The organism is Agrobacterium sp. CGMCC 11546, assembly GCF_013365515.1.
GTDB classification, from domain to species: Bacteria; Pseudomonadota; Alphaproteobacteria; order Rhizobiales; family Rhizobiaceae; genus Agrobacterium; species Agrobacterium fabrum.
Genome location: NZ_CP047388.1, coordinates 1,594,850 through 1,619,483 on the forward strand (window position 1 = coordinate 1,594,850; position 24,634 = coordinate 1,619,483).

General features: G+C 60.1%; 22 protein-coding genes and 1 riboswitch. Of the genes, 7 read left to right on the plus strand and 15 right to left on the minus strand.

Features of this window, described 5'->3' with window-relative positions:
• Window positions 1-24 precede the first annotated feature (24 nt).
• Window positions 25-1,179, minus strand: coding sequence for an amidohydrolase (locus GSF67_RS21885; protein ID WP_006315262.1), 1,155 nt, complete (start codon window positions 1,177-1,179; stop codon window positions 25-27).
• A gap of 178 nt (window positions 1,180-1,357) precedes the next feature.
• Between GSF67_RS21885 and GSF67_RS21890 the strand changes: the two genes are divergently transcribed.
• Window positions 1,358-1,849, plus strand: coding sequence for a hypothetical protein (locus GSF67_RS21890; protein WP_006315263.1), 492 nt, complete (start codon window positions 1,358-1,360; stop codon window positions 1,847-1,849).
• A gap of 242 nt (window positions 1,850-2,091) precedes the next feature.
• Here GSF67_RS21890 and GSF67_RS21895 read toward each other — a convergent pair whose 3' ends face one another.
• On the minus strand, window positions 2,092-3,738 hold the full coding sequence (locus GSF67_RS21895) for a GNAT family N-acetyltransferase (protein ID WP_006315265.1): 1,647 nt from the start codon (window positions 3,736-3,738) through the stop codon (window positions 2,092-2,094).
• Between the two features lie 235 nt (window positions 3,739-3,973).
• Here GSF67_RS21895 and GSF67_RS21900 point away from each other — a divergent pair, with 235 nt between their 5' ends.
• Window positions 3,974-4,708, plus strand: coding sequence for an SDR family NAD(P)-dependent oxidoreductase (locus GSF67_RS21900; protein ID WP_006315266.1), 735 nt, complete (start codon window positions 3,974-3,976; stop codon window positions 4,706-4,708).
• Between the two features lie 37 nt (window positions 4,709-4,745).
• Window positions 4,746-6,098: an aspartate aminotransferase family protein gene (locus GSF67_RS21905; protein ID WP_006315267.1), complete on the plus strand. Its 1,353-nt coding sequence runs from the start codon at window positions 4,746-4,748 to the stop codon at window positions 6,096-6,098.
• Window positions 6,099-6,139: 41 nt separating this feature from the next.
• On the opposite strand, the gene GSF67_RS21910 is transcribed toward GSF67_RS21905, so the two are convergent.
• Window positions 6,140-6,577 carry an EamA family transporter gene (locus GSF67_RS21910; protein ID WP_035216275.1) on the minus strand — a complete coding sequence of 146 codons (438 nt, stop codon included), beginning with the start codon at window positions 6,575-6,577 and terminating at the stop codon, window positions 6,140-6,142.
• Between the two features lie 177 nt (window positions 6,578-6,754).
• Window positions 6,755-8,101, minus strand: coding sequence for a dicarboxylate/amino acid:cation symporter (locus tag GSF67_RS21915; protein WP_006315269.1), 1,347 nt, complete (start codon window positions 8,099-8,101; stop codon window positions 6,755-6,757).
• 237 nt (window positions 8,102-8,338) lie between these two features.
• On the opposite strand from GSF67_RS21915, the gene GSF67_RS21920 reads away from it, so the two are divergent.
• A complete protein-coding gene (locus GSF67_RS21920; protein WP_006315270.1) occupies window positions 8,339-10,180 on the plus strand; it encodes a sensor histidine kinase in 1,842 nt (613 codons plus the stop codon).
• Between the two features lies 1 nt (window position 10,181).
• Window positions 10,182-11,546, plus strand: coding sequence for a sigma-54 dependent transcriptional regulator (locus GSF67_RS21925; protein WP_006315271.1), 1,365 nt, complete (start codon window positions 10,182-10,184; stop codon window positions 11,544-11,546).
• Window positions 11,547-11,634: 88 nt separating this feature from the next.
• On the opposite strand, the gene GSF67_RS21930 is transcribed toward GSF67_RS21925, so the two are convergent.
• Window positions 11,635-12,147 carry a BA14K family protein gene (locus GSF67_RS21930; protein WP_010972920.1) on the minus strand — a complete coding sequence of 171 codons (513 nt, stop codon included), beginning with the start codon at window positions 12,145-12,147 and terminating at the stop codon, window positions 11,635-11,637.
• Between the two features lie 179 nt (window positions 12,148-12,326).
• On the opposite strand from GSF67_RS21930, the gene GSF67_RS21935 reads away from it, so the two are divergent.
• The gene (locus GSF67_RS21935) at window positions 12,327-13,037 is read left to right on the plus strand and encodes a GntR family transcriptional regulator (protein ID WP_006315276.1); all 711 of its coding nucleotides are present in this window, start codon (window positions 12,327-12,329) and stop codon (window positions 13,035-13,037) included.
• A gap of 49 nt (window positions 13,038-13,086) precedes the next feature.
• On the opposite strand, the gene GSF67_RS21940 is transcribed toward GSF67_RS21935, so the two are convergent.
• Both GSF67_RS21940 and alr read right to left on the minus strand, forming a co-directional pair.
• Entirely contained in the window at window positions 13,087-14,343 is a 1,257-nt protein-coding gene (locus tag GSF67_RS21940; RefSeq protein WP_006315278.1) for a D-amino acid dehydrogenase, read from the minus strand.
• Window positions 14,344-14,350: 7 nt separating this feature from the next.
• Window positions 14,351-15,517, minus strand: a complete 1,167-nt coding sequence (gene alr / locus GSF67_RS21945; protein ID WP_006315279.1) for an alanine racemase — start codon at window positions 15,515-15,517, stop codon at window positions 14,351-14,353.
• Between the two features lie 127 nt (window positions 15,518-15,644).
• On the opposite strand from alr, the gene GSF67_RS21950 reads away from it, so the two are divergent.
• A complete protein-coding gene (locus tag GSF67_RS21950; RefSeq protein WP_004438693.1) occupies window positions 15,645-16,103 on the plus strand; it encodes an Lrp/AsnC family transcriptional regulator in 459 nt (152 codons plus the stop codon).
• A gap of 216 nt (window positions 16,104-16,319) precedes the next feature.
• Here GSF67_RS21950 and thiD read toward each other — a convergent pair whose 3' ends face one another.
• The 8 genes from thiD to GSF67_RS21990 form a co-directional block, all read right to left on the minus strand.
• On the minus strand, window positions 16,320-17,117 hold the full coding sequence (thiD, locus tag GSF67_RS21955; RefSeq protein WP_006314888.1) for a bifunctional hydroxymethylpyrimidine kinase/phosphomethylpyrimidine kinase: 798 nt from the start codon (window positions 17,115-17,117) through the stop codon (window positions 16,320-16,322).
• Window positions 17,114-17,776, minus strand: coding sequence for a thiamine phosphate synthase (thiE, locus tag GSF67_RS21960; RefSeq protein ID WP_010972915.1), 663 nt, complete (start codon window positions 17,774-17,776; stop codon window positions 17,114-17,116). Before thiE ends, thiD begins: the two co-directional genes overlap by 4 nt.
• Window positions 17,763-18,503: a hydroxyethylthiazole kinase gene (locus tag GSF67_RS21965; protein WP_006314885.1), complete on the minus strand. Its 741-nt coding sequence runs from the start codon at window positions 18,501-18,503 to the stop codon at window positions 17,763-17,765. Before GSF67_RS21965 ends, thiE begins: the two co-directional genes overlap by 14 nt.
• Window positions 18,500-19,450, minus strand: coding sequence for an ABC transporter substrate-binding protein (locus tag GSF67_RS21970; RefSeq protein ID WP_006314875.1), 951 nt, complete (start codon window positions 19,448-19,450; stop codon window positions 18,500-18,502). The genes GSF67_RS21965 and GSF67_RS21970 overlap by 4 nt, the downstream gene beginning before the upstream one ends.
• Entirely contained in the window at window positions 19,447-20,232 is a 786-nt protein-coding gene (locus GSF67_RS21975) for an ABC transporter permease (RefSeq protein ID WP_006314874.1), read from the minus strand. The genes GSF67_RS21970 and GSF67_RS21975 overlap by 4 nt, the downstream gene beginning before the upstream one ends.
• Window positions 20,233-20,357: 125 nt before the next feature.
• Window positions 20,358-20,460: riboswitch (TPP riboswitch) on the minus strand.
• Between the two features lie 221 nt (window positions 20,461-20,681).
• Window positions 20,682-22,676 carry an alpha-glucosidase gene (locus GSF67_RS21980; RefSeq protein WP_006314873.1) on the minus strand — a complete coding sequence of 665 codons (1,995 nt, stop codon included), beginning with the start codon at window positions 22,674-22,676 and terminating at the stop codon, window positions 20,682-20,684.
• A gap of 11 nt (window positions 22,677-22,687) precedes the next feature.
• Entirely contained in the window at window positions 22,688-23,545 is an 858-nt protein-coding gene (locus tag GSF67_RS21985; protein WP_006314872.1) for a carbohydrate ABC transporter permease, read from the minus strand.
• Between the two features lie 4 nt (window positions 23,546-23,549).
• The gene (locus GSF67_RS21990; RefSeq protein WP_035216169.1) at window positions 23,550-24,461 is read right to left on the minus strand and encodes a carbohydrate ABC transporter permease; all 912 of its coding nucleotides are present in this window, start codon (window positions 24,459-24,461) and stop codon (window positions 23,550-23,552) included.
• Window positions 24,462-24,634: the final 173 nt, after the last annotated feature.

Sequence of the window (24,634 nt, forward strand, 5' to 3'; positions counted from 1 at the left end):
CAGCGGGCGGAAGGCTCGTCGTCGCTATTCCACCTCTGTCAGATTGCGGATGATGCGCATGAAGATGCGTGCGCCGATGCCGATCAACGTGTCCGGAAAGTCATAATCGGGATTGTGCAGGTTGGGGTAATCCCTGCCGGCGCCGAGAAAGAACATGGCTGACGACGAGACGGTGCGGAAACGGCCGAAATCCTCGGACGCCCGCATGGGCAGACCGTCGGAATTATAAGGGATTTTCTCCTCGTCGAGTGCCCGCCTTATGTGTGCGACCGCCTCTGGCGCATTTTCGCAATGCAGGAAAATGTCATCATAGGCGATGTCGAGTGTCAGTTGCTGCTCGCCTGCCACCTTCTTCGCCAGTGACTCCGCAGCCGTGCAGAGCTTTTCCATCCGGTCGTCGGTCAAGGTTCTGAGCGTCGCCCAGATTTCCGCATCGGCTGGGGAAATACCGAAGGCGGCCTCGCCCATCATGGCATGGGTGATCGTCACCATCGAAAAATCGGGTTCGGGCGGGAAACCGGAACCAAGTTCGGCGAGGGCCGGCATCATCAGGGATATCGCCCGCATTGGCGAAACGCCGTGCTCCGGTGAAGAGGCATGCGCCGTCTTTCCCGAAAGGCGGATCTTGATGCCGCGCGATGCGCAATTGACCGGGCCTTCCAGCACACTGACATGGCCGAGCGGCAGGCCGGGAAGATTATGCAGCGAAAAGGAATAATCAGGTTTTATCTCGTGAAAGCGCGGGTCGGCTAGAACGGCGGCGGCACCTGCGCCGGTTTCCTCGGCTGGCTGGTAGAGAAGGATGACGCGACCGGTTTGCGGCCTTTGCCTGGAGAGGCCGAGCGCCAGTGCCGTCAGGATGGTGGAGTGGCCATCATGACCGCAAAGATGGCCCTTGCCTTCGGTGCGGGAGCGATAATCGGCCTCGCTCTTCTCATGAATGGGCAGGGCATCGAGTTCCGAGCGGATCAGGATCGCCGGGCCGCTTTTACCGCTGTCATAGACCGCCGCCACGCCATGGCCGCCAAGATCGGCGAGAAGCCGGTCGGGTTTTGTCTGCGCAAGGAAAGTGCGGATGCGCCGAGCGGTCTCCTTTTCCTCCCCGGAAATTTCCGGATGGCGGTGCAGATCATGGCGAAGCTCGACGAGATCGAGCATGTCCTTGTTGGTCAGAAACATCTGATATCCTTGCAAGTCGGCAGGCGGTGTCCTTCGGCCTCGTGGTTTTGTTTAGATGCTATGAAACGCTGACATTTCACACCAAGAAAGTACTGACGAGTTCATTGTCCTGGATGGTCATGCCGTAAAAGCACTGCTAGAAACACCTGCTGGCTACACTCAGATGGAAACGGTTTCCATGCAATTTTTTTTCATCAGGTTCTTGATATTTGCCTCATTAATTTCACTGGCGGGTTTTGGGGCTGACTGCCTGATCGGCGTCAAAACGAATACGGATGGATTTGTGTTCAATGTATTGTTTTACAGTGTCGTGGGGTTAACCGCATATTCTCTCGTTTTATTTTTGGCGTCATTTGTTGCAACAGCGATCACTTCAAAGAACAGTTTTTCCTTGACGTTCCATACCGTATTTCTGGCCGATACCATTTTCTCATATGCTTTAGTATTGAGCTTTGCGTGGTTTTTTTTGAGGGAGAGCGGAAGCAGTGTTTCCGTAAGTGGAAGCCAAGGGGAATTGGTCGTCAACGGTTTGTACACAATTCTTGGATGGAAAAACGCTGCCTACAATGCAAGGGGCGCAGTATCCTTCGCAATCGTGCTGCATTTCTTGTTTATCGTTCATAACTATGTCGCAACAAGAAATCAGTTGATGGCAGAGAGGTCACTATAGGCGATCTTTGCAAGGCAGGCTGCTTCTCTGCGCAGTTCGACTGTAGCAACTCTTCAATCCGGCTCTGCTTCTAACCACTGCCGGTGGCGGCGAGTGTCGTGGTCAGATAGGCCAGTGTATGAACGACGTTGGAGTTTGCACGTTTCGACAAGCGAGGCGATCGTCGCCCAATTCTATGCTCCGGCATCGCCAAGCAAATAACACGTCCGGTTTCTCCTGCCGCAACTTACAGGGCGATGTCTTTAATGCAAAACCTTTGGCGGATGCCAGCGCTTGCCCGTCGTTTTCGGTTTGGCGGCAAGCTTGATGACATCGGGCGGTAGCGGAACCGTGGTCTTTGCCTTTTCCAGCCGTGCAAGGGCGGCGCGGGCTTTTTCGGCATATTCCAGATGCGCCGCATCGTCGGAATGGTAGTGCTGCAGCCTTTCAAGGATGTCCACCGCCTCCATCTGTCGTTCGGCGGCAATCAGCGCTACCGCACATTTGTAAAGTGCTTCCCGGTGGAACGGCGCGCGGTTGGTTACCTGGCGGAAGGCCTCGGATGCCTCGTGATAATGCTGTTGCGCCAGCCGCGTCTCGCCGATGCGCAGCCACAGGACGAGGGGTTCCTGGCCTGCTGCAATAAGGCTGAGAAAGGCGATCTCGGCTTCCCGGAACTCACCGCGGTCGAAGGCGAGGTTGGCAAGCCCGAACTGCGCGCCGAGATGATCCGGCGCTGCGGAAAGAACCTGCCCGAAGGCAATGCTCGCCTCGCTTTTCTTACCGCTCTTGTAGAGTTTCAGGGCCTGTTCGTAAACGAAACGGACGCTGCGCGGGTGGAGCGTGCCGCCGAGATTGTCGCCAGAGCGGGTGCGGAACAGGGTGCAACTCAGCTTGTGCTCTTCCGGGCCGAAGAAATATTTATAGGGCTCGTTGCCGCGCAGGAAATCATAGGTCTTAAAACCCTGCTCGATCGCCCTGCGGATGCAGTGACCATGCAGCACGAGGCCGGGGGACGGCGTCTTCCAGTCCTCGTCGCGGCCGGTAATGTAGAACAGGACCGATTTTTTCTGCCGGTCGATGATGTTGGCAAGCGCCCCAAGCGGCTGGTCGCCGAACCACAGCACCGGCACTTCCAGATCGCCACGCAGCCAGACATCCATCAGCATCTGCCGCGTCGCGCCGATCAGGAGTTCGGTGCGCTCCTTGCCCTTGTGCGGTGCCCAGCGAATGCGCCAGAAATCGAACAGGATGTCCATGTCCCGCTTGAGAGTGTCCCTGGTTGCGAAGGTGATGCGGTATTCGTCGCCACCCTCCACCTTTCGCAGGAAGCGCCGGAGCTTCTGCCGCGTCTGGCTGCTCATATGGCTTTCGAGATAAGCGTCGAACGTCTCGGGCAAACTCACGACCGGGCAGATGCAATTGTTGATGTTGTAGGGGTTGATTGGCATGCTGTCGCGGAACATGACGAGTGGACCCTGAAGCGCTTTGATCATCGCGTCGCGTCTTTCCGGCCCGCCGGAGAGATAGTCGAGCTTCAGCTCGGTCCAGTTCTGCTGGCGTATATAGGAGCAGAAACCGGCAATGGCGTGGTTCTCATAGTCCGGCAGGGAGATGAAGCCGGTGTAATCCGCCGCCGCATTGCCGGCCATGACGATGCTGTCGTGAAAGCGGCCGGTCTTCTTGTCCGGCTCGGTAACGAGGCGCAAGGGGAAAAACGCCACGTAAGGCGAGCCTTCCGTGCGCTCGCGCAGCGCCAGGATGAACCAGCGTTTGCGGCGCGGCATGTAATCCCGAAGCCAGCCCCAGGAAAGGAAATGCCGGGCGTGTGGATCGGCCATGAATACCGCGTCCCAGTTTTCCCGGATAGCCTCGAAGCCGGCATCCGTGTCGATGATATCGATGCGCATTCTTGCCCCCTCCCAATACTGATCACACATTCGGGAGGCTTCATTTTATGGGTAAACGGCTGGCTTCAAATATTCCCTTCGGGTGAAAGCCCTGCATCAAATGGGATTAGCCCATTGCCCTTAGCCGATTGCCGCGCCGCGACAAAAAAGACCTTGTCAGCCGGTTGCAGCACTCTAACATGCAAGGCTGAATGCGTGTCCGGCTCAACGGATCGCATGGCACTGGAGTTCTCATATGGCTGTTCCTTTCATGCTTCTGACCGGCGCCAGCCGCGGAATAGGGCACGCCACCGTCAAGCTGTTTCAGGAGAAGGGCTGGAGGATTCTCACCGTTTCGCGGCAGCCCTTTTCCGAGGAATGCCGGTGGCCATCTGCGCGCGAGAGCCATATCCAGGCCGATCTTGAGGACTTGTCGCGGATTGATGATCTGGCAGACGAGGTGCGTTCGCGCCTGCCTGAAGGCAAGCTTGCCGCCCTCGTCAACAATGCCGGTATTTCGCCAAAGGGCGAAGGCGGCAGCCGTCTTGGCGTGGTGGACACCACGGCCGACATCTGGACGCGGGTGATGAATGTCAATCTCATCTCAACCGCGCTGCTTGCCCGTGCGCTGCTGCCGGAACTGGAGGTCGCCAGGGGCTCGATCGTCAATGTCACCTCCATCGTCGGGTCGCGGGTCCACCCATTTGCGGGCGTTGCCTATGCCGCTTCCAAGGCGGCGCTTGCGGCGCTGACGCGCGAGCTGGCGCATGAATTCGGACCGCGCGGCGTACGCGCCAACGCCATCGCGCCGGGTGAAATCAACACCGCCATCCTGTCGCCCGGAACGGCTGAACTGGTGGATGCGCAGGTGCCGCTCGGCCGCCTCGGCACGACGACAGAGGTGGCGCAGACCATCTATTTCCTGTGCTCGGAACAGTCGAGCTACATCAACGGCGCTGAAATTCACATCAATGGCGGCCAGCACGTCTGACGTCTGAAGCCCTTCAACCGAAACGGAGCCCTTATCGATGACCATTCTGCCCAATTCCGTCGAGGCACGCGATATCGCCTATCAGATGCACCCGAATGTCAACCTGCGCAAATTCGAAAAGACCGGGGGTCTGGTGATCGAAAGCGGCGAGGGCATCTATGTGACCGACAGCAGCGGCAAGCGCTATATCGAGGCGATGGCCGGCCTGTGGTCGGTGGCGCTGGGTTTCGGCGAACAGCGGCTGGTGGATGCGGCAACGAAGCAGATGCAGAAGCTGCCCTATTACCACACCTTCTCCTACAAGACCCATGGCCCGTCCGTCGATCTGGCCGAACTGCTGATCGAGCTTTCCCCGGTGCCGATGTCCAAGGTGCACTTCACCTCCTCCGGCTCCGAGGCCAACGACCTCGTTGCCAAGATGGTCTGGTATCGCTCGAATGCGCTCGGCAAAAAGGACAAGAAGAAGATTATCGGCCGAATCAAGGGCTATCATGGCGTGACGATCGCATCCGCCTCCATCACCGGCCTGCCGCGCAATCATGAGAGCTTCGACCTGCCGCTGGACCGCATGCTGCACACCGCCTGCCCCTCCTATGTCCATTTCGGAAAGGACGGGGAAAGCGAGGCGGAATTTACCGCGCGTATCCTCGGTGAATTGGAAGAGCTGATCCTGCGCGAAGGTCCCGAGACCGTCGCTGCCTTCTGGGGCGAGCCGGTTATGGGTGCCGGTGGGGTTCTGTTGCCGCCGGAAGGGTATTGGGAAGGCGTGCAGGCGATCCTGAAGAAATACGACATCCTGCTTGTCGTGGACGAGGTAATCTGCGGTTTTGGCCGCACCGGCAAGATGTTTGCCTGCGAGACCTATGACATCAAGCCCGACGTGCTTGTCGTCTCCAAGCAGATTTCGTCGTCCTACATGCCGCTTTCGGCAATCATCATGAACGACAGTTTCTACCAGCCGATTGCCGATGAATCAGACCGTATCGGCTCGTTCGGCCATGGTTATACCGCCTCCGGCCATCCGGTCGCAACTGCGGTGGGGCTCGAAAACCTGAAGATCATTCAGGAGCGCGATCTGGTCGGCAATGTCGCGCGGCTGGAGGGTAAATTCCTCGATCATCTGAAGGCGCTTGCCGATCACCCGCTCATCCATTCCTCGCGTGGCATCGGCCTTCTCGGTGCGCTGGAGGTAAAGCCATGGGAGGGCACGAAAGCGGGCGATACGACGCTGGCGCTGGCCGCGGCTATCGAAAGTGAAGGTGTCATCACTCGGCCGATCGGTGAATCGATCTGCTTCTGCCCGCCGCTAATCATCACGGCCGAGCAGCTGGATGAGCTGTTTGCCGGCGTCAAGCGCGGTCTTGATAACGCGCTGGCTGCAAGGGGCTGAGGAGTTGAGGATCGCATCGGCCGGTATCCGGCCGATGCCTTCTATCCGCGATACGCCACAAGCACCGCGCCGCAGGCAATCAGCACGATGCCGAGCCAGTTGGGCAGCGACAGTCTTTCTCCCAGAAACAGCACCGCAAAGACGGCGACGAAGACGACGCTCAGCTTGTCGATGGGCGCAACACGGGCGGCATCACCGATTTTCAGTGCCCGGAAATAACATATCCACGACGCGCCGGTCGCCAGACCCGAAAGCACGAGGAATAGCCAGGTCCGCCCCGAGATGGTGGCGGGCTGCTGCCAGTTGCCGGTGACATAAACCATCAGGCCCGCGGCGGCGAGAATGACGATGGTGCGAATGAAGGTCGCGAAATCGGAATTGACGTTTTCGATGCCGATCTTGGCGAAAATCGCGGTCAGCGCCGCGAAGGCCGCCGATAAAAGCGCCCAGAATTGCCAGGAGAGAAACAGGTTCTTCATGCGGTTGCTCCGTCCATCGTATTGCGCCCTGTCTGGCTCTACAGCATCGCCGGGCCGATAAAAACCGTTTTCGTTCAGGGTCGGAACGATGAAAGGCCGACGCATCCACAGGATACGCCGGCCTTCATGCGGGCCTGTCCGGACGAACCGGAACAGGCAGGACCTTGGGAGGTCGTATTATTCGGCGGGCTGCACCGATGCCGGCAGGGCGTCCACATCGGCAATGCTGGTGAATTCTTCCTTGCCGCTGAGGACACGCGCGAGTTGCTCCTGGTCGAGTTCGCCTTCCCAGCGGGCGACGACGATGGTGGCGACAGCATTACCGACGAAGTTGGTGAGCGCGCGGCATTCCGACATGAAGCGGTCGATGCCGAGGATCAGCGCCATGCCGGCGACCGGAACCGAAGGCACGACCGAGAGGGTTGCGGCCAGCGTGATGAAGCCAGCGCCAGTGATGCCGGCAGCGCCCTTGGAGGAGAGCATGGCCACAAGCAGCAGCAGGATCTGTTCGCCAAAGGACAGGTGGATACCGGTTGCCTGCGCGATGAAGAGGGCGGCCAGCGTCATGTAGATGTTGGTGCCATCAAGGTTGAAGGAGTAACCGGTGGGGATGACGAGGCCGACGACGGAGCGCTTGCAGCCAGCCTTTTCCATCTTGCTCATCAGGCCCGGCAGGGCTGCTTCCGATGAAGAGGTGCCGAGAACCAGCAGCAGCTCTTCCTTGATGTAGCGGATCAGCGCGACGATGGAGAAGCCGTTATAACGGCAGACCGCGCCGAGAACCACGAACACGAAGAGCGCGGACGTGATGTAGAAGGTGCCGATCAGCATGGCGAGATTGGTGACGGAGGAAATGCCGTATTTGCCGATGGTAAATGCCATGGCACCGAAAGCGCCGATGGGGGCGGCCTTCATCAGGATCGCGACCAGCTTGAAGATCGGGTACATCATGGCATGCATGAAATCGGTGACGGGCTTGCCCTTTTCGCCGACGATGCCGAGTGCGATGCCGAACAGCACGGAGAAGAACAGCACCTGCAAGATATCACCGCTGGCAAACGCACCGACGATGGTGGTCGGAATGATGTTCATCAGGAAGCCGGTGATGGTCTGCTCATGGGCCTTGTCGGCATAGGTCGCGACAGCCTTGGCATCCAGGGTCGCCGGATCGATGTTCATCCCGGCGCCCGGCTGCACGGTGTTGGCAACGATCAGGCCGACGATGAGCGCGAGCGTGGAGAAGACCAGGAAGTAGATCATGGCCTTACCGGCCACGCGGCCAACCTTCTTCATGTCGTTCATGCCGGCAATGCCGGTTGCGACGGTGAGGAAGATGACGGGAGCGATGATCATCTTGACGAGGCGGATGAAGCCGTCGCCGAGCGGCTTCAGCTGTTCGCCGAAGGTCGGGTAAAAATGGCCGAGTGCGATACCGGCGATGATGGCCACCAGAACCTGAAAATACAGGTGCTTATAGAATGGCTGCTTGGCGTGGCCTGCGGCCACGGCTGTGCTGTCGATCATGTTTTTTCCTCCTCGGCCTCACCCTGCCTTTATTGGCCTCCCGGGATCGCCGTGTCGTTGACGGCGTCGCGCCGATTGCAGAGTCATGTGCAATGCGCATGCCAGACTTGCTTATTTGGTGTAACTGGCTGATTTCAAAAGTAGTTTTTATTGAAGCTTCGCCGGCTCACGGCCATTTGTGCGGAATTCCGGACAAAATCTCTTGTGGTCCGTGTGTAAATCCGCACAATCATTCCTATGGCCTATCAGGATCAGACACCTCATTCCCAGGCGAAACGGCGAGCGCAATGGCTGGCCCTGGCTGGCCTGTGGTTGCTGGTCAGCCTGGGAATGCTGCTGGTGGCCGATGAGTTCGCCCGCCGCCAGGCGATACGCACCGCCGCCTCCGAGGCCTCGACGGATGCCGAACTGAAAATCGCGCTTTTGAATGTCGCGCTGGAGCGGCCGCGCGCCATTCCGCTGGTGCTATCAGGCGATCCCGATCTTGCCGCCGCGCTTGACGGTGGCGGTCCGCCCGCCCTCGACCGGCTGAACCGCAAACTCGAAGGCCTGATCGAAGGCACGCAGTCCTCGGTGATCTACGTCACCGGGCCGACCGGGCTGACCATTGCCTCCAGCAATTGGCGCCAGGACGACAGCTTCGTTGGCTCCAATTACGCCTTCCGCGAATATTTTCAGGCGGCGATGAAGACGGGCATGTCCGAACATTATGCGCTGGGCAATGTCAGCCGCCGGCCGGGTCTTTATATTTCCCGCCGCATCGATGCCAGCGACGGGCGGCCGCTTGGCGTCGTCATTGCCAAGGTGGAATTCAACCGTCTGGAGTCTGACTGGAACATTGGCGGCAAACCGGTCTATGTGGTCGACAGGAACGGCGTCGTTCTGATGACGAGTGTGCCGGAGTGGCGTTTCAAGACCGTGGCACCCATCGACGAGGCGCGGCGGAAGATCATTGCCGAAAGCCTGCAATTCGGCAATGAGACGCTTGCGACCCTGCCATTTAGGGTGGCCCGGTCGTCGGGCGATGGCGTTCCACTCATCCATGTCGATGGGCCGGGGCGCGAGCGTGGCGATTATCTGCAGCTGGAAGTGCCTGTGCCAACGACGTCATGGACCCTGCATTATCTGCAGCCCGTCGCACCGGCACTGAACGCCGCCATTCGCGAGGGCAGGGTGGTGGCACTGGCGACACTGATGCCGCTGATGGCGCTTTCCGCATTCTGGCTGTGGCGCAGGCACAAGGCGCTCCGGGAAAAGGAAGAGGAACAGCGCGCCCGCGCTGAACTGGAAATGAAGGTGCAGGAACGAACCCGTGACCTGACGAAAACGCGCGATCATCTGCAGGCCGAAATCACCCTGCATGAAAAGACCACCGGCGAGTTGCGCAATGTCCAGCACGAGCTGGTGCAGGCCAACCGCCTTTCCATTCTGGGCCAGGTGGCGGCGGGCGTGGCGCATGAAATCAACCAGCCGGTAGCGACCATCCGCGCCTTTGCCGATAATGCCCGCACCTTGCTGAAACGCGATCGTCTGGCCGAAGCCAATGAAAATCTGGAAGACATCGCCGCTCTCACCGAGCGTATCGGCACCATTACCACCGACCTGAAGATACTTGCACGCAAGGGCCGCACCGCCGCCGAACCCGTGAGTGCCAGGCTGGTCATCGAAGGCGCGGTCGTGCTGTTGCGCAGCCGTTTTTCCGGGCAGATGGATGCGCTGGATATCGTCCTGCCGGATCAGGATCTGAAGGTGCTCGGCAGCCGTATCCGGCTCGAGCAAATCCTCATCAACCTCCTGCAAAACGCGCTGGAAGCCACGGAAACGATTGAGACGGCGCGTGTCGAGGTGCGGGTGCGGGAGGAGGGCGACATGGTCGTGATTTCGGTCAGCGACAATGGCGCCGGCATTCCGGAGGCCATCCGCGCCCAGCTTTTTTCACCCTTCAACACATCAAAGGAAAGTGGCCTCGGTCTTGGCCTCGTCATCTCCAACGATATCGCTTCCGACTATGGCGGTCGTATCGAGGTGACGAGCAGTGGGGCGGGCACGTCATTTTCCGTATATCTGAAGCGAGCATGACATGATGGCGGATGGAACCATATTCCTGGTGGATGACGATTCCCAACTGCGCAAAGCGATGGTGCAGACGCTGGAACTCGACGGATTGCCGGTCACCTCCTTTTCAAGGGCCGAGCAGGCGCTTGCGGCCCTGAACGAGGATTTCGACGGCATCATCATCACCGATGTGCGCATGCCGGGCATGACAGGTCTCAAATTCTTCGACCATGTCCGCAAGATCGATGCCGATCTGCCTGTCATCCTCATTACCGGCCATGGCGACGTGCCGATGGCCGTCGATGCGCTTCACAACGGCGCTTATGATTTCATCGCGAAACCCTTTCCCGCAGAACGCATGGTGGAAAGTGCACGCCGGGCGCTGGAAAAGCGCCGTCTCGTGCTGGAAAACCGTGCGCTTCGCCGGGCTGCGGGACAGGCGGAAGACGATCTGCCATTGATCGGCCAGACACCCGCCATGGAGCGCCTGCGCACCACGCTGCGCCACATTGCCGATACGGATGTGGATGTGCTGGTGGCAGGCGAGACGGGCAGCGGCAAGGAAGTTGTGGCGACAGCGCTGCATCGCTGGAGCAAGAAGCGTTCAAAGGGAAATTTCGTGGCGCTGAATTGCGGTGCGCTGCCGGAAACGGTGATCGAAAGCGAGCTTTTTGGCCATGAGCCGGGAGCCTTTACCGGTGCACAGAAAAAGCGTGTTGGCCGTATCGAACATTCCAGCGGTGGTACGCTGTTTCTGGACGAAATCGAAAGCATGCCGCTCGCGGTTCAGGTGAAGATGCTGCGTGTGCTGGAAATGCGCGAAGTCTCGCCGCTCGGTTCAAACGAGGAGAGGCCAGTCGATATCCGCGTGGTGGCGGCAGCGAAGGTGGATCTCGGCGACCCGGCCGAGCGCGGCAGCTTCCGCGAGGATCTCTATTACCGGCTGAACGTGGTGACCTTGTCCATTCCGCCGCTGCGCGAACGCAAGGCGGATATTCCGCTCCTGTTTTCCCATTTCGTCACCAAGGCTGCCAACCGTTTCAACATGCCGGTGCCGCAGATCAGCGCCGGCACGTCCCGGCGGCTCCAGGACCACGACTGGCCGGGCAATGTCCGAGAACTCGGGCATTTTGCCGAAAGGGTCGTGCTGGGGCTGGAGGCAGAACCGGCGGCTGCGCCCGCCTCGCAATCCGCCATTCCGGCTTCCGGCACTCTGCCGGAGCGAATGGATGAGATCGAGGCGCATATCATCCGCGAAACGCTGGAACAGTCGAACGGAGACGTGGCGGAAACCGTCGCAACGCTCGGCATTGCCCGCAAAACCTTTTACGACAAACTACAGCGCCACGGCATCAACCGGGCGGATTATGTGAAGAACGGCACGGCGTGAGATCGCGCTGATGCAGATGGAAAAGCCGCGGACGTTTCCGCCCGCGGCCTGACAATAACGGTTGTATCTATGTTGCCGGTCTTGCCGATCAACCTGCTACGCAGAAATGGCGCTGACCGTCGTTGCCAACATAGGTGCCGGAGCGGCTGTTGAAGCTGCGATAGCGCTGCGAGCAATAGTCGTACCAGGCATTTGTCCAGGGCTCGATGGTGCGGTAGGTCCGGCGCGGCTGGTAATAACCGGGATTATTGTCATAGACCGGCTGGGCACGGTAAACCGGTGCCGGACGATAGACCGGAGCGGGGCGATAAACCGGCTGTGGCTGCGGCTGATAATAACGGTAGTCGGGCTCTTCATAAACGTAGCTCGGTTCGTAACGGCGGGGCGGGTCGATATAGACGCGTTCATCATCCACCGGGCCGGGCCGCGACATTGCCGAGCCAACGGCGACACCGGCGGCAAGACCGAGTACGCCACCCAGAATGGCGGCATCGCGACGGTCGTGGCGATCCCAGTCGCCGGCGGATGCGCTGCTGAAGGGAACGAGCGTGGCGGCGGCCACAGCGATCGTCAGAACTGTTTTAGCTGCGAAGGACGACATGGTGTTTTCTTCCATCCAAGTGGCAGGGCGCTGCCAGTTGCAAATTTGATGGTTAAGGAAATACAGTCCGGCTGCTGAACGGGCGCTGAATGAATTGTGGCGGACCGGCGGCGGCCTGCAATTCCTGTTTGCGCGGACCGTACTTCGCGCTAGAACTCAACAACAAACAGGACGCACCGATGAGCCTTTCCCACATAACCGTCAATCCCGATTCCTCGCATGAAGACCGTGCACAGGCCATTCGCGATACGCTGCGTGACGCCATTGTCGACCGGCGGCTTGCACCGGGGACGAAACTGTCGGAAGCGGAAGTGGGAACCCTGTTCGAGGTCAGCCGCACGGTGGTGCGGGCGGCCCTTCAGATGCTGGCCTATGAGGGGCTGGTCAAGGCCGAGCGTAATCGTGGCGCCTTCGTTTCCAACCCCACGCCGGATGAGGCGCGGCAGGTTTTTGCCTCGCGCCGGCTGATCGAACCCGGTGTGGTGGATGCGGCGATCGAAAAAATCACCCCAGCGGCGGCGAAGAAGCTGAGGGAACATCTGGTCGAGGAAAGCCGCCATCAGCTGGAGCGCGGCCCAACCGCCAGACGCGCGGAAATCAAGGCGTCGGGCGATTTTCACCTGATGCTTGCCGCGCTTGCCGGCAATGCCATCCTCGAAAAATTCATGGATGAGCTGGTGGCGCGGTCATCGCTGGTCATCGCGCTTTACGGTCGCTCGGGTGTCTCGAGTTGCGGCCATAATGACCATGCCGACCTTCTGAATGCGCTGGAGGCTAAGGATGCGGCAAAAGCCCGCGCGCTCATGCTGCGGCACCTCGACCATATCGAAGCCGATCTCGATCTTCGCATGAAGGAGGGGCTGGCGCTCAGGGACGCGCTGGCGCTTTGATCGCCGCCCGTCCCGCCTTGTCGGCGGGAAGGGGCTTTTCTATTCCGCCTCAGGCGGCGTAGCGGCTGATGGCGAGGTCGTGTGTATCGATCTCCGGCTTGTTCCCGCTGATCAGGTCGGCAAGTACACGGGCCGAGCCGCAGGACATGGTCCAGCCGAGCGTGCCGTGACCGGTGTTGAGATAAAGATTGCTGTAGCGGGTGGCGCCGATAACAGGCGTGCCATCTGGCGTCATCGGGCGCAGACCGCACCAGAATTTCGCCTGGCTCTGATCTCCCGCGCCGCCGAACAGGTCTTCCACCGAATGGGCGAGCGTTTCCTGGCGTGCGGCCGGCAAATCCTTGCTGAAACCGGCGATTTCCGCCATGCCGCCGGCGCGGATGCGCGAGCCAAGACGGGTGATCGCCACCTTGAACGTCTCGTCCATGACCGTGGAGACGGGCGCGCGCTCCTCCTTCACGATCGGAACCGTGATGGAGTAGCCTTTCACCGGATAAACCGGCAGGGTCAGCCCAAGTTGCCGCACGAATTGCGGCGAATAGCTGCCGAGTGCAGCCACGAAAATATCCGCTTCGATCAGGCCGCGCGTGGTTTCCACGGCCTTGATACGGCCTCCCTCAACGATGGGGCGCATGATGCCGGTGTCGTAAAGGAAGGTGACGCCTGCCTCTTCGGCCATGCGGGCGAGTTCCGTGGTAAACATGAAGCAGTCGCCGGTCTCGTCGCCGGGCAGCCGCAGACCACCGACGATCTTCTCCTTGGCGGGAGCAAGGCCGGGTTCGATGGCGGCGCAGCCGTCGCGGTCGAGAATTTCGAAAGGCACACCGCCCGCCGTCAGCACGTCCACATCCTTGCCGATGGCGTCGAACTGCTTCTGGGTGCGGAACACTTCCAGCGTGCCCTGCATGCGCTGGTCATAGTCGATGCCGGTCTCTTCGCGCAGTGCCATCAGGCAATCGCGGCTATATTCGGCAACGCGCACCATGCGGCTCTTGTTGATGGCATAACGCGCCGAGGTGCAGTTGCGCAGCATCTGGCTCATCCAGCGCCATGCGGCCGGGTCGGTGGTCGGGCGAATGATCAGCGGTGCATGTTTCATGAACAGCCATTTCATCGCCTTCATCGGAATGCCGGGGGCAGCCCAGGGCGATGAATAACCGGGGGAAACCTCGCCGGCATTGGCAAAGCTGGTTTCGAGCGCTGCGGCCGGCTGGCGGTCAATCACCGTCACCTTGTGTCCGGCTTTGGCCAGATACCAGGCGGATGTCACGCCGACGACGCCGGCTCCGAGGATAGTGACGTTCATGATCGTCTCACTTGTGATTGACTGATGTTGAAGCGGTTGCCGGGCTCATGCCCGGTTGAATGTAGCTGCGGCGGTAACGGCGGCCGAGGCCGGTCAGGATTTCATAGGCAATCGTGCCCGCGTCGTTCGCAATGTCTTCCAAAGTCTGGTCAGGCCCGATCATCTGAACGAGGCTGCCCTGGGTCAATGTTCCCTCGGGCAGGGCGGATATGTCGAGAATGATGCTGTCCATCGAAATGCGCCCGGCAATCGGCAGACGCACGCCATCATACCACGCCGCGCCGCGATTGCTGAGCGAACGCGGCAGGCCATCGGCATAACCGGCAGCGATGGTCGCAAGCCGCGTCGGAACGCTCGCCGTAAAAGAGCCGCCGTAACCAACCAGCGAGCCGGCGGGAACGGTGCGGGTCTGAATGACGGCGACATCGAGACGAACGACCGGCTTCATCGGGTTGGGGCCGGCAGCGGAAGGCGCACCGCCATAAAGCGCGATGCCGGGGCGCAGTAGAGCGTTATGATAGTCGTTGCCGAGAAAAATACCGCCCGAATTGGAAAAGCACACCGGCGTCTTGGGAAAGGTGGCTGCGGTCCTGCGCATTACGGCAAGCTGCGCGGCATTGGAAACATGATCCGGCTCGTCGGCACAGGCGAGATGGCTCATGACGAAGGCGATCTCAATTCCATCAAGCAGCTGCGGCTGGGCGGAGAGGATTTCAAGCTCTTCGGGGGAGAGCCCAAGGCGGCACATGCCGGTGTCGATCTGCACGGCGGCGGTGAGCGTCTTGCCGAGCTCTCTGGCATGACCCGACCATTGGGCGATCTGTTCCAGCGAATTCAGAACCGGGGTGATGGCCAGGGCGGCGCAGGAGGTTTCGTTGCCGGGCTGCAGACCATTAAGGACGAAAATACGCGCCTCTGCCGAAAGCCGGAGCCTGAGTGCCAGCGCCTCATCGATATGGGCGACGAAGAAATTGCGGCAACCCGCCTCGAACAGGGTCTGTGAGACGATATCTGCGCCGAGGCCATAGGCATCGGCCTTCACGACGGCGGCCGTCTGCGATGCGGGGGCCATCGCCGCAAGGGTCAGATAGTTGTCGCGCAATGCGCCGAGATCGATGGTTAGATGGCCGCTTGCACCACCGGCGGCCTGCTGGCGGCTGATCTGCATGTCCATGGTCGTTCACCCTCATTTTTATCCTCTGAGGGTATTGCAACGATTATCGAATTTCTTGGCGATTATTCGAAGAAAATACGATAGAATTTGAAATCACGCAATTTTCATCGATTAATTGGAATTTTCTATGTCGTCCCTTGACGCGACAGACCGCCACATCATCCGCCTGCTTCGGCTGAATGCCCGCATCAGCAATGCAAAGCTTGCCGCAGAGGTCGGGCTTTCGCCGTCGGCGTGTTTGCGCCGTGTCGATATTCTCGAGCGGGAAGGCATTATTCGCGGTTATACCGCCCTGACCAGCGGCCTTGCCGGCGGTGAGGTGATTTCGGTTATCGTACAGATCACGCTCGACCGGCAGACGGAGGATTTTCTCAACCGTTTCGAAAATGCGGTGCGGCGATATCCGGAAATTCGCGAGTGTTATCTGATGACCGGCGGTTCGGATTATTTCCTGCGCTGTGAGGCGGAAAGCGCGGGGGATTTCGAGCGCATTCACAAGGAGATCCTGTCGAAACTGCCGGGGGTTTCGCGCATTCATTCGAGCTTTGCGATCCGGAATGTGCTGGCGACGCCGAAGGCGCGGTAGCGTCGAGTACGCGGCCACCCCCCCTCTGTCCTGCCGGACATCTCCCCCACAAGGGGGGAGATCGGCAAGCTGCTTGCTCACCGCATCCAGTGAACCACTTTATCAATAGTGAGACGATTGCGAGAGAACGAGCGGCCGCCCCATCCGATCTCCCCCCTTGTGGGGGAGATGTCCGGCAGGACAGAGGGGGGTAAGCCTCACACTCGACGCTATCCGTTAATCCCACCACCGATAAAAATGATGCACCGGCCCGCGCCCGGACCCAACGACGAGCCCCCGGCCGGCCTCGAGCGCTCCGTTCAGATAATCCTTCGCAAGCCCGACCGCCTCCCGCAATTCATGTCCCATCGCAAGGTGAGCCGTAATGGCGGCCGCGAGCGTGCAGCCGGTGCCGTGGTCGTTTTTTGTCTCCACCCTGGGTGCAGAAATCGCCTGCATGGCACCATCCGCAAACAGATAGTCGGTGCTCTCAGGTCCATCGCCATGGCCGCCCTTGATGAGCACGGCCTTCGCGCCGGCCTTCAGGATCAGCTCCGCCTGGCGGGTGATCTCTTTCTCCGTCTCCGCCATCGGGGTTCCGGTCAGCAGCGCCGCTTCCGGCAGGTTCGGCGTGACGATGGCGGCGAGCGGCAAAAGATCGCGCCGCAGCGTCTCGATGGCATCTTCATGCAGCAGCCGGTCACCCGAGGTGGCGACCATGACGGGGTCGAGCACCACCGGCTGTGATTGCTGCCGAAGCCGTTCCGCGATGGCGGCGATGGTTTCGATCCGTGAGACCATGCCGATCTTCACGGCATTGACGGCGAGATCGGAAAAAACTGCATCCATCTGCGCAACGATGGTCGCGACCGATATATCTTCCACCGCGGTTACGCCCCGGGTATTCTGGGCGGTGATGGCGGTGATGACGCTAGCTGCATAGGCGCCGAGTGCGGAGAAGGTCTTGATATCGGCCTGGATACCCGCGCCGCCGCCGCTGTCGGAGCCGGCAATGGTCAATGCAATTGAAGTCATGGCTGTCTCGCTTTCAGCGCCGCGTCAATTGCGGAGCGGAAGTCGCTGGTTGCGCTGGCAATATTGGCTGCGCGGAAGATGGCGGAAATGACGGCGACCCCATCCGCGCCGGCGGCGATGACGGCGGGCACACGGTCAAGATCGATGCCGGCGATTGCGCCCACCGGCATATCCGGCTGCCACTCCTTCAGCAGGGCGCGCAGCGTTGTAAAGCCTTCTATGCCGACCGGCTTGTCCGGGTTGACCTTGGAAACGGTCTCGAACACGCCGCCAATACAGGCATAGTCGGCGGGCATGGAGGCCGCCCTTTCGGCATCGGCGCGGTTCTTTACGGTGAGGCCGATGATTGCCTTTTCGCCGAGAATGCGCCTTGCTGTCTTTGCATCCATGTCGTCGGCACCGAGATGCACCCCATCGGCCCCTGAAGCGAGCGCCACGTCCACCCGGTCGTTGATGACCAGCGGCACGCCGGTGCCGCCGATCGCCTCGCGAATGGCGCGGGCGTTTTCGATCATCTCCCGCGTCGAGCCGTGCTTGTCGCGATATTGCAGGATGGTTGCGCCGTTGAGCGCAGCCGCCAGAGCAAGCTCCGGTAACGGCGCGACGTCGGCAAGACTGGCATCGACCAGCGCGTTGAGGCGGTAATCAACCTTGTTCATGCTTGATCCTCGCATGATTGATGATGTCTTCCCCGGAGATTTCGGAAAGCGCATCCAGAAATGACGGTTCGAATGTGCCGGGGCCTTTGGCCCGTTGTGCGGCCAGTTCTGCGGAAACGCCTGTCACCGCAAGGGCGGAGGCTGCCGCTGTCAGCGCGTCTTTTTCCACTGCCATAAAGGCGGCGATGACACCGCCCGAAAGGCAGCCTGTACCGGTCACCTTCGCCATCCACGGATGCCCGTTGACAATGCTGACGTTGCGGCTCTTGTCGCGGAGATGATCCACCGGTCCGGTCTCGATCCTCACCACATCTGGTACATCGCCGATCAGGCTCATTTCTGCGCGGTTGCCACGGACGATAGTGGGCGATTGGGCGATAAGTTCCCGCGCGAAATCCAGCCGCGAGGGTGAATAGTCGACATGCACTGGGTCAACGATCCACGGCTTGCCAGATGCGTTGGCGATCTCGATCGCCAGCCGGATCACCTTGCGTCGTTCGGCGTCCAGTGTGCCGAGATTGACGGTCAGTGCATCCGCCTTGGTGACGAAGCTCTCGATTTCTTCGAGCGAGGTCGTCATCGAGGGAATGCCGCCAATGACGGTGATGCCGTCGGCGGTGAATTTCTGCGCCACGGTGTTCATCAGGCAATGCACGCGGGGGCGCATCTGCCGCACGCGCTCCAGAATTTCGGCGGCCTGTGCCGCTGTCGGAAAATCACCGCTCATGGCTGTTGCAGCTCCACGGCGATGTCGTCCGCTGCGGGGGCCTGCTTGATCAGCTGCATCTCCTGCATGAAGGCGCCGAAACGGGCGTAACGGGCGCGGTCGAGTGCGGCCGGGCGCTTGGTGAAACGTGGCAGCGTGTCGAAAAAGGCCTGTTTATTCAGGGCGTCGTTCAGGTTCGGATAGGCCTTGATGAAAAGCTGCCACGATTCCTGCGGATGGTTGGTGATGAAGATCGCGGCCTGTTCCACGGCGGAGAGGAAACGCGGCAGGCGGCTGTCCTTTACGAGATCGGTATGAGTGACGAAGATCAGCTCGTCATAGGCCGGCACGCCATGTTCCTCGGGGAAAAAGGAGCGACCCTCGTGGCCTTCGAGCTTCATCTGCGTCAGTTCGAAATTGCGGAAACCGCCCAGCGTGGCATCCACCTTGCCGGCGATCAGCGATGGCGAAAGCGAAAAATTGACGTTGATAAGTTCGACATCATCCTTCGTCAGGCCGTCCTTTTCCAGCATGCGCTTCAGCATCGCATCTTCGAAGCCGGAAACGGAAAAACCGACCTTTTTGCCTTTCAGATCCTTCAGGCTCTTGATAGGCCCATCGGCGAGAACTGTGACGGTGTTGAGCGGCGTTTCGACCAGCGTACCGAAACGGACGAGCGGCAGGCCGGCTTCGTGATCGAGATAGAGGTTCGGCTGGTAATGCACGCCGATATCGGCCTGTTTGGCCGAGACAAGGCGCGGCACGGCGGAAGGGTCGGCGGGCGGCACCAGCTCCACGTCCAGCCCTGCATCGGTGAACAGGCCACGTTCCCTGGCGATGACCATCGGTGCATGATCGGGGTTGACGAACCATTCGAGCAACACGGTCAGCTTGTCGGCGGCTTGGGATTGCATCGGCGCAAGCACGCTTATCGCTGCGATGGCGAGGGAAAGAAGTGTTCGTTTCATGGTGCCGAAAGTCTCCGTAAATATCTGAAAGGAATGGCGTGTTCTGTTTCCTTGGCCCAGGGGGCCAGATTGGCGGTTGCCCGGTCGACGATGAGCCTGAGCAGCACGGCCATGACGGCGAGAATGGCCATGGCGGCGAACATGGTGTCGGTCTGCATACGGGCATTGGACTGGATCATCACGAAACCGAGCCCGGCGGATGCGCCCACCCATTCGCCGATGACGGCGCCGAGCGGGGCAAGCGGCGCCGCCACCCTCAAGCCCGAAATCAGGGAGGGCAGCGCCAGCGGCACGCGCAGCCGGGTGAGGATCTGCCAATGGCTCGCCTCCGTCAGCGAGGCGGCGTCGAGGATGGCGCGGTCCGTGCGGTTGAGGCCATCGGTAAAGGCCGAAGCGACGGGGAAGAAGATGATAACCGCCGTCATCACGACTTTAGAGGCCATGCCAAAGCCGAACCAGAGCACGAGAATGGGAGCGAGCACGAAGACCGGGAACGCCTGCAACACCAGAACCATGGGCCAGACAAGGCGGCCGAAGCGCGGAGTGGCGGCAATCGTGAAGGCGACGAGAATTCCAGCGGTAACGCCTGCCGCGAGACCCAGCGCCATTTCACCAAGCGTCACCATGGCCTGACCGAACAAAAAGCCGGACTGGCGCCAAAAGGCGGCCGCGACATCGGCGGGTGACGGCAGGATGTAGCGCGGCGGCGCAAACAGCCATGTCCCCGTCTGCCAGAGAAGCAGCAGAAGACCTAAACCGTTCAGTGCATGGGTGGCACGCATGAGCCGGGCCTCAGACGCAAACGCACCATGTGCGGAGGACGGAAGGTTTCAGCATCATCGGTCGTCTCCAGATGTGACAATCACGGAGATCAGGCATGGCGGAGAAGAGAAAGGGCAGCGCCTCCAGGGCACGACAGTTCCGTTCCTACGCCGGCATGACCCGGATCAGGTTCAAGGGTCCGGTTCACCACCATCTCAGCACCGTCTGGTGCTCCCCTCGGAAGAGCTTGTTTTGTAGGTCAAGTTTTGAAAATGTCAACGGTTCGCGCGAGGTAAGACCCGCACTGGATCAAGCAGTTTCAGCCAGAAACCGGCGCTCGCATGTAACAATTCGCTTCGCCTGGCCTGTAATTCGCCGGGCCTGTACTTCAAAGTCAGCCTGTCGCAGGAGGAAGGCCATCACATCACCCCGCCTGACGGGGTGATGGCAAGGACAAAGCCTTTAGCCTTCAGCCGATGGTGCGAAGCTGTTCGAACAGCCGGTGATGGCTGCTATAGGCACGATAGAACACTGCCGGCTGGCCGAGCGGTGTTTCGACGGTGATGTCTCGCCCGCCGATATAACGCTTGCCGCTCCAGAGATGCACCCATTCACCGTCGCCCGGAAGGTAGAGCGAACGTTGCGTTTCGCCCGCTTTCCAGACCGGTGCGACAAGCATATCCGCCCCGTAGAGATAGCAGTCCTGAACGGCATAGGTCTGCGGCTCATTCTCGTAATGAAGGAATAGGGGTCGCTGCACCGGCAGGCCGGTTTTTGCGGCCTCGGCGGAAAGCGATTTCAGATAGGGGGCGAGCGCGACGTATATCGCCGTCATGCGGGCGAAATGGGCAAGAACAGTTTCATCCTGATCGATCTGGAGATTGTCCCGCGGCCGGTTGCCCTCATGGGTGCGCATGACCGGGGTGAAGGCGGCCATCTCCGTCCAGCGCATGATGAGTTCCGCTGTCCGGACATTGCCGAACAGGCTGGTGTAGCCGCCGATGTCTGAGTGATGATAGGCATTGCCCATGAGGCCGGAGGAGAGCGCGCCGCAGATGACGGTGACAAGGCCGTCATGACGGGAGAAGTCGACAGACTGGTCGCCACCCCAGATCAGCGGGCAATGGGCCTGCACGCCGGTGAAGCCTGCACGCATGAAGAACAGTGCTTCGCCGGTCTTGCCACGGCTTTCGACGCCCTTCGCATTGACTTCGGCCCAGAGCGTCGGCCAGGCATTATGCATCAGCTTGGCGTCGACGCCATTGGACAGCTTGATATCGATCGGCAGATATTCACCGAAATCGGCCATCCAGCCGGAAAGCCCGAAATCCAGCATGTTTTTGCCGATGATCTCTTCGGCGAACCAGTCGGCGGCGGCAGGGTTGGTGAAATCCACCACGCCGCAATCGAATTCGCCGAAGTCCACCAACGCCGTCTTTCCATCCACATCGGTGGCGAAATAACCCGCCGATTCAGCGACCGAAAAGAGTGGGCCATCTACGCAGAGATAGGGGTTCACATAGCCCAGGAAACGAACGCCCTGATCGGCAAGCTCGGCGATCTTCTGGCGCAGATGCGGGTAGCGCGTGTCATTCGCCTGCCAGTCCCAGAAGAGGCGTGCGCCGAAGGACGTCTGACGAAGCCCCACCCAGTCCTCGCACCAGAGGCCGGACACCTTCGTTCCGGCCGCACGGATTTTCTCCAGCCGGGCAAAGGAGTTGGCTCCATCCTTTAACCCTATGATCGCGCCGTTATAAACCCAATCAGGCAATTCCGGCTGGCGTCCGAAGCGAAGAGACAGGGTGGAGACGATATCGGTGAAACTCTCGCCGGCGAAAAATTCGATCTTTTCGGGGATGGCCCAGATTTCGATCTCGTGGAAATCGCCATTGCGGAAGTCGAAGATCGAATAGGCGCTCGTTTCCACATGCAGTGCGTATTTGCGCGAGGAGAGCCAGGTCGGCTGCGGATAGTTGGTGTTGTAATAATCACCACCCGCTTTGCCGCTGACATCAGACTTGAAGGTGATTTCGGTCGTCTTGTCGCGCCCGACCCCCGGCTCGGAGGTCCAGAGCGGGAAGCGCCGGCCGCGCATGTCGAAATAGGACATCTGCTCGCCGCCACCCCAGACATGCTCGTCCGTCTCCGCGACGACGCGCAGCCAGAGGCGGTTGATCGTCTCGTCTAGCGCCGTCAGCCTGATAGCGTTGCCGTCGAGCGTCAGGCTAAGGCGCGGCGCCTGTCCTGGCGCGGAAGAGAGCGTGACGCTGTCGCCACTCACCTCGGCATGGCGCAGGGCTGTTCTCTCGATGACATAGTCTTCAATATCGAAATTGCCACGATACATGTCCATCCGTTCCTTGCCGAAACCGGCGAAGAAGGCCGGTTTATCGGGCGAATGGGAAAGGATGGTGCGGTTGCCGATCGCAAGCGTGAAGCCGTCTTTGGTCGTTTCGAAATGCATGACTTAACCTTTTAGCCCTTGAGACCACCGGCGGTGAGGCCCGAGACGACCCGTTCCTGGAAGATGACGATCAGAATGGCAACCGGCACGATGCCGACCACCAGCGCTGCCGAAATGACCGGCCAGGGGAAGGCGAACTCACCCTGATAAAGCTGAATGCCGACGGGCAGGGTGCGAAGGGCCGGGTTGGAATTGAAGGAAAGCGCCAGCAGGAATTCATCCCAGGCATTGACGAAAGCGAGAATGCCGGCGGTAAAGACGCCCGGCGCGCAGAGCGGCACGACGACCTTGAACAGGGCGCCGATGCGGGTGCAGCCATCGATCATGGCGGCGTTTTCGAGGTCGCGCGGAATGCTTTCGAAGAAGGATACCAGCATCAGCGTGCAGACCGGCAGCGACAGCACCGTGTAGGGCAGGATCAGCGCCGTCCAGCTGTTGAGCAGGTTGAGCGCCCGCATGATTTCGAACAGTGGCACCAGCAGCGTCACCAGCGGGAAGGTGGAAACGGCGATGATGAGCGAGAGGATCAGCGCCCGGTATTTCAGGTTCAGCCGCGCCAGCGCGTAAGCCGCCAGCACCGAGATCAGGATTGTGAGCGCAGTGGAAAGCAACGCCACCATGAAGCTGTTGAACAGGAAGAGGTGCAACGGCTGATCGGAAAAGGCCTGCATGTAATTGGCAAGCGTCGGCGCGTGCGGAAACCATGTGATCGGTTTCACGGTCAGTTCTGCCTCGGTCTTCAGCGAGGTGAAGAGAATCCAGATCGCGGGGAAAAGGCCATTCACCAGAAGAATGGAGGCGGCGATGAAGCGCAGCGGCTTGCCGGAGAAGAAGGAGGACAGACCGGGGGAGGTGGCAACGGTGCTCATGGGTTTAGTCCTTCGTCCTGATAATGCGGAGGTAAACGGCGGTAACGCACATGGAAAGCGCAAACATCACGACCGCTAAGGCCGAACCGTAACCGAGATCGAGGAAGGAGACGGTGTTCTGGTGGATATACATGGCAAGCGTGGTGGTGGATGTGCCGGGTCCGCCGCCGGTCATCATGTAAGGGATATCAAAGGTTTGCAGCGCCGTGATCGTGCGGAAGATGAGTGCGACGACGATCGAGGGCTTGAGCAGCGGCAGGGTGATCTCGAAGAACTGCCTTATCTTGCCGGCGCCATCCACATCCGCTGCCTCGTAAAGCGAGCGCGGAATGGTCTGCAAGCCCGCAAGGATCATCAGCGCCATGAAGGAGGAGGTTTTCCAGATGATCGTCAGGCAGATGGCGGCAAAGGCCCAGTTCGGCGAGTTGAACCAGATGATGCCTTCAAAGCCGAGCCGGTTCAGCACATCATTGACCACGCCATATTCGTAATGGAAGAACCACGCGAAGATGAGGCCCGCAAAGGACAGCGGCAGCGCCCAGGGGATCAGAAGCGAAAGCCGCATCGGCCATTGCATGGAGAAAGGCAGGTTGGCGAGCAGTGCTAGGCCAAGGCCCATGAAGAGCGCGCCGGGCACCGTGATCAGCGTGATCAGCACCGTATTCCAGGTCGTTTCCCAGAAGATCGGATCATCGAACATCGCCGTATAATTTTCAAAGCCGATGAATTCCGCCGGCAGACCTGAGGTCAGCGACAGGCTGAAGAAGCTGGTATAGACGAGCCGCGCCACCGGATAAACGATGATGAGCGACAGCAGGATCGCTGCGGGCGCCAGCAGTAGCACGGCCAGCGACCGGTCGCCGAGATCGAGCCAGCGCGTCCAGCGCGGCAGCTGCTTTTCGTCCACCCGGACCATGGTTCTTTCCGGCATTGTCACCTTTGCCGCTCCCGCAACTGGATTCACGTCATCGTCTCCCGATCGGACCGGTTTATGTCCGGCCCGTTTATCGCGCCGTTCAGGCGGCTTTATTCCTGTCAGTCGAAACAGCCGGAAAGGGCATGGCGCGCATGCCGCCTTCCGGCCTCAAA

What these genes read in the sequence shown, in the direction of transcription:
- GSF67_RS21935 (WP_006315276.1), top strand. Translation starts at nt 12,327, where the DNA reads ATGAGCCTTTCCCACATAACCGTCAATCCCGATTCCTCGCATGAAGAC.
- GSF67_RS21920 (WP_006315270.1), top strand. Translation starts at nt 8,339, where the DNA reads ATGGCCTATCAGGATCAGACACCTCATTCCCAGGCGAAACGGCGAGCG.
- GSF67_RS21970 (WP_006314875.1), bottom strand. Translation starts at nt 19,450, where the DNA reads ATGAAACGAACACTTCTTTCCCTCGCCATCGCAGCGATAAGCGTGCTT.
- GSF67_RS21925 (WP_006315271.1), top strand. Translation starts at nt 10,182, where the DNA reads ATGATGGCGGATGGAACCATATTCCTGGTGGATGACGATTCCCAACTG.
- GSF67_RS21950 (WP_004438693.1), top strand. Translation starts at nt 15,645, where the DNA reads ATGTCGTCCCTTGACGCGACAGACCGCCACATCATCCGCCTGCTTCGG.
- thiE (WP_010972915.1), bottom strand. Translation starts at nt 17,776, where the DNA reads ATGAACAAGGTTGATTACCGCCTCAACGCGCTGGTCGATGCCAGTCTT.
- GSF67_RS21910 (WP_035216275.1), bottom strand. Translation starts at nt 6,577, where the DNA reads ATGAAGAACCTGTTTCTCTCCTGGCAATTCTGGGCGCTTTTATCGGCG.
- GSF67_RS21890 (WP_006315263.1), top strand. Translation starts at nt 1,358, where the DNA reads ATGCAATTTTTTTTCATCAGGTTCTTGATATTTGCCTCATTAATTTCA.
- GSF67_RS21895 (WP_006315265.1), bottom strand. Translation starts at nt 3,738, where the DNA reads ATGCGCATCGATATCATCGACACGGATGCCGGCTTCGAGGCTATCCGG.
- GSF67_RS21930 (WP_010972920.1), bottom strand. Translation starts at nt 12,147, where the DNA reads ATGTCGTCCTTCGCAGCTAAAACAGTTCTGACGATCGCTGTGGCCGCC.
- alr (WP_006315279.1), bottom strand. Translation starts at nt 15,517, where the DNA reads ATGGACATGCAGATCAGCCGCCAGCAGGCCGCCGGTGGTGCAAGCGGC.
- GSF67_RS21965 (WP_006314885.1), bottom strand. Translation starts at nt 18,503, where the DNA reads ATGAGCGGTGATTTTCCGACAGCGGCACAGGCCGCCGAAATTCTGGAG.
- GSF67_RS21940 (WP_006315278.1), bottom strand. Translation starts at nt 14,343, where the DNA reads ATGAACGTCACTATCCTCGGAGCCGGCGTCGTCGGCGTGACATCCGCC.
- thiD (WP_006314888.1), bottom strand. Translation starts at nt 17,117, where the DNA reads ATGACTTCAATTGCATTGACCATTGCCGGCTCCGACAGCGGCGGCGGC.
- GSF67_RS21990 (WP_035216169.1), bottom strand. Translation starts at nt 24,461, where the DNA reads ATGGTCCGGGTGGACGAAAAGCAGCTGCCGCGCTGGACGCGCTGGCTC.
- GSF67_RS21900 (WP_006315266.1), top strand. Translation starts at nt 3,974, where the DNA reads ATGGCTGTTCCTTTCATGCTTCTGACCGGCGCCAGCCGCGGAATAGGG.
- GSF67_RS21885 (WP_006315262.1), bottom strand. Translation starts at nt 1,179, where the DNA reads ATGTTTCTGACCAACAAGGACATGCTCGATCTCGTCGAGCTTCGCCAT.
- GSF67_RS21905 (WP_006315267.1), top strand. Translation starts at nt 4,746, where the DNA reads ATGACCATTCTGCCCAATTCCGTCGAGGCACGCGATATCGCCTATCAG.
- GSF67_RS21915 (WP_006315269.1), bottom strand. Translation starts at nt 8,101, where the DNA reads ATGATCGACAGCACAGCCGTGGCCGCAGGCCACGCCAAGCAGCCATTC.
- GSF67_RS21985 (WP_006314872.1), bottom strand. Translation starts at nt 23,545, where the DNA reads ATGAGCACCGTTGCCACCTCCCCCGGTCTGTCCTCCTTCTTCTCCGGC.
- GSF67_RS21980 (WP_006314873.1), bottom strand. Translation starts at nt 22,676, where the DNA reads ATGCATTTCGAAACGACCAAAGACGGCTTCACGCTTGCGATCGGCAAC.
- GSF67_RS21975 (WP_006314874.1), bottom strand. Translation starts at nt 20,232, where the DNA reads ATGCGTGCCACCCATGCACTGAACGGTTTAGGTCTTCTGCTGCTTCTC.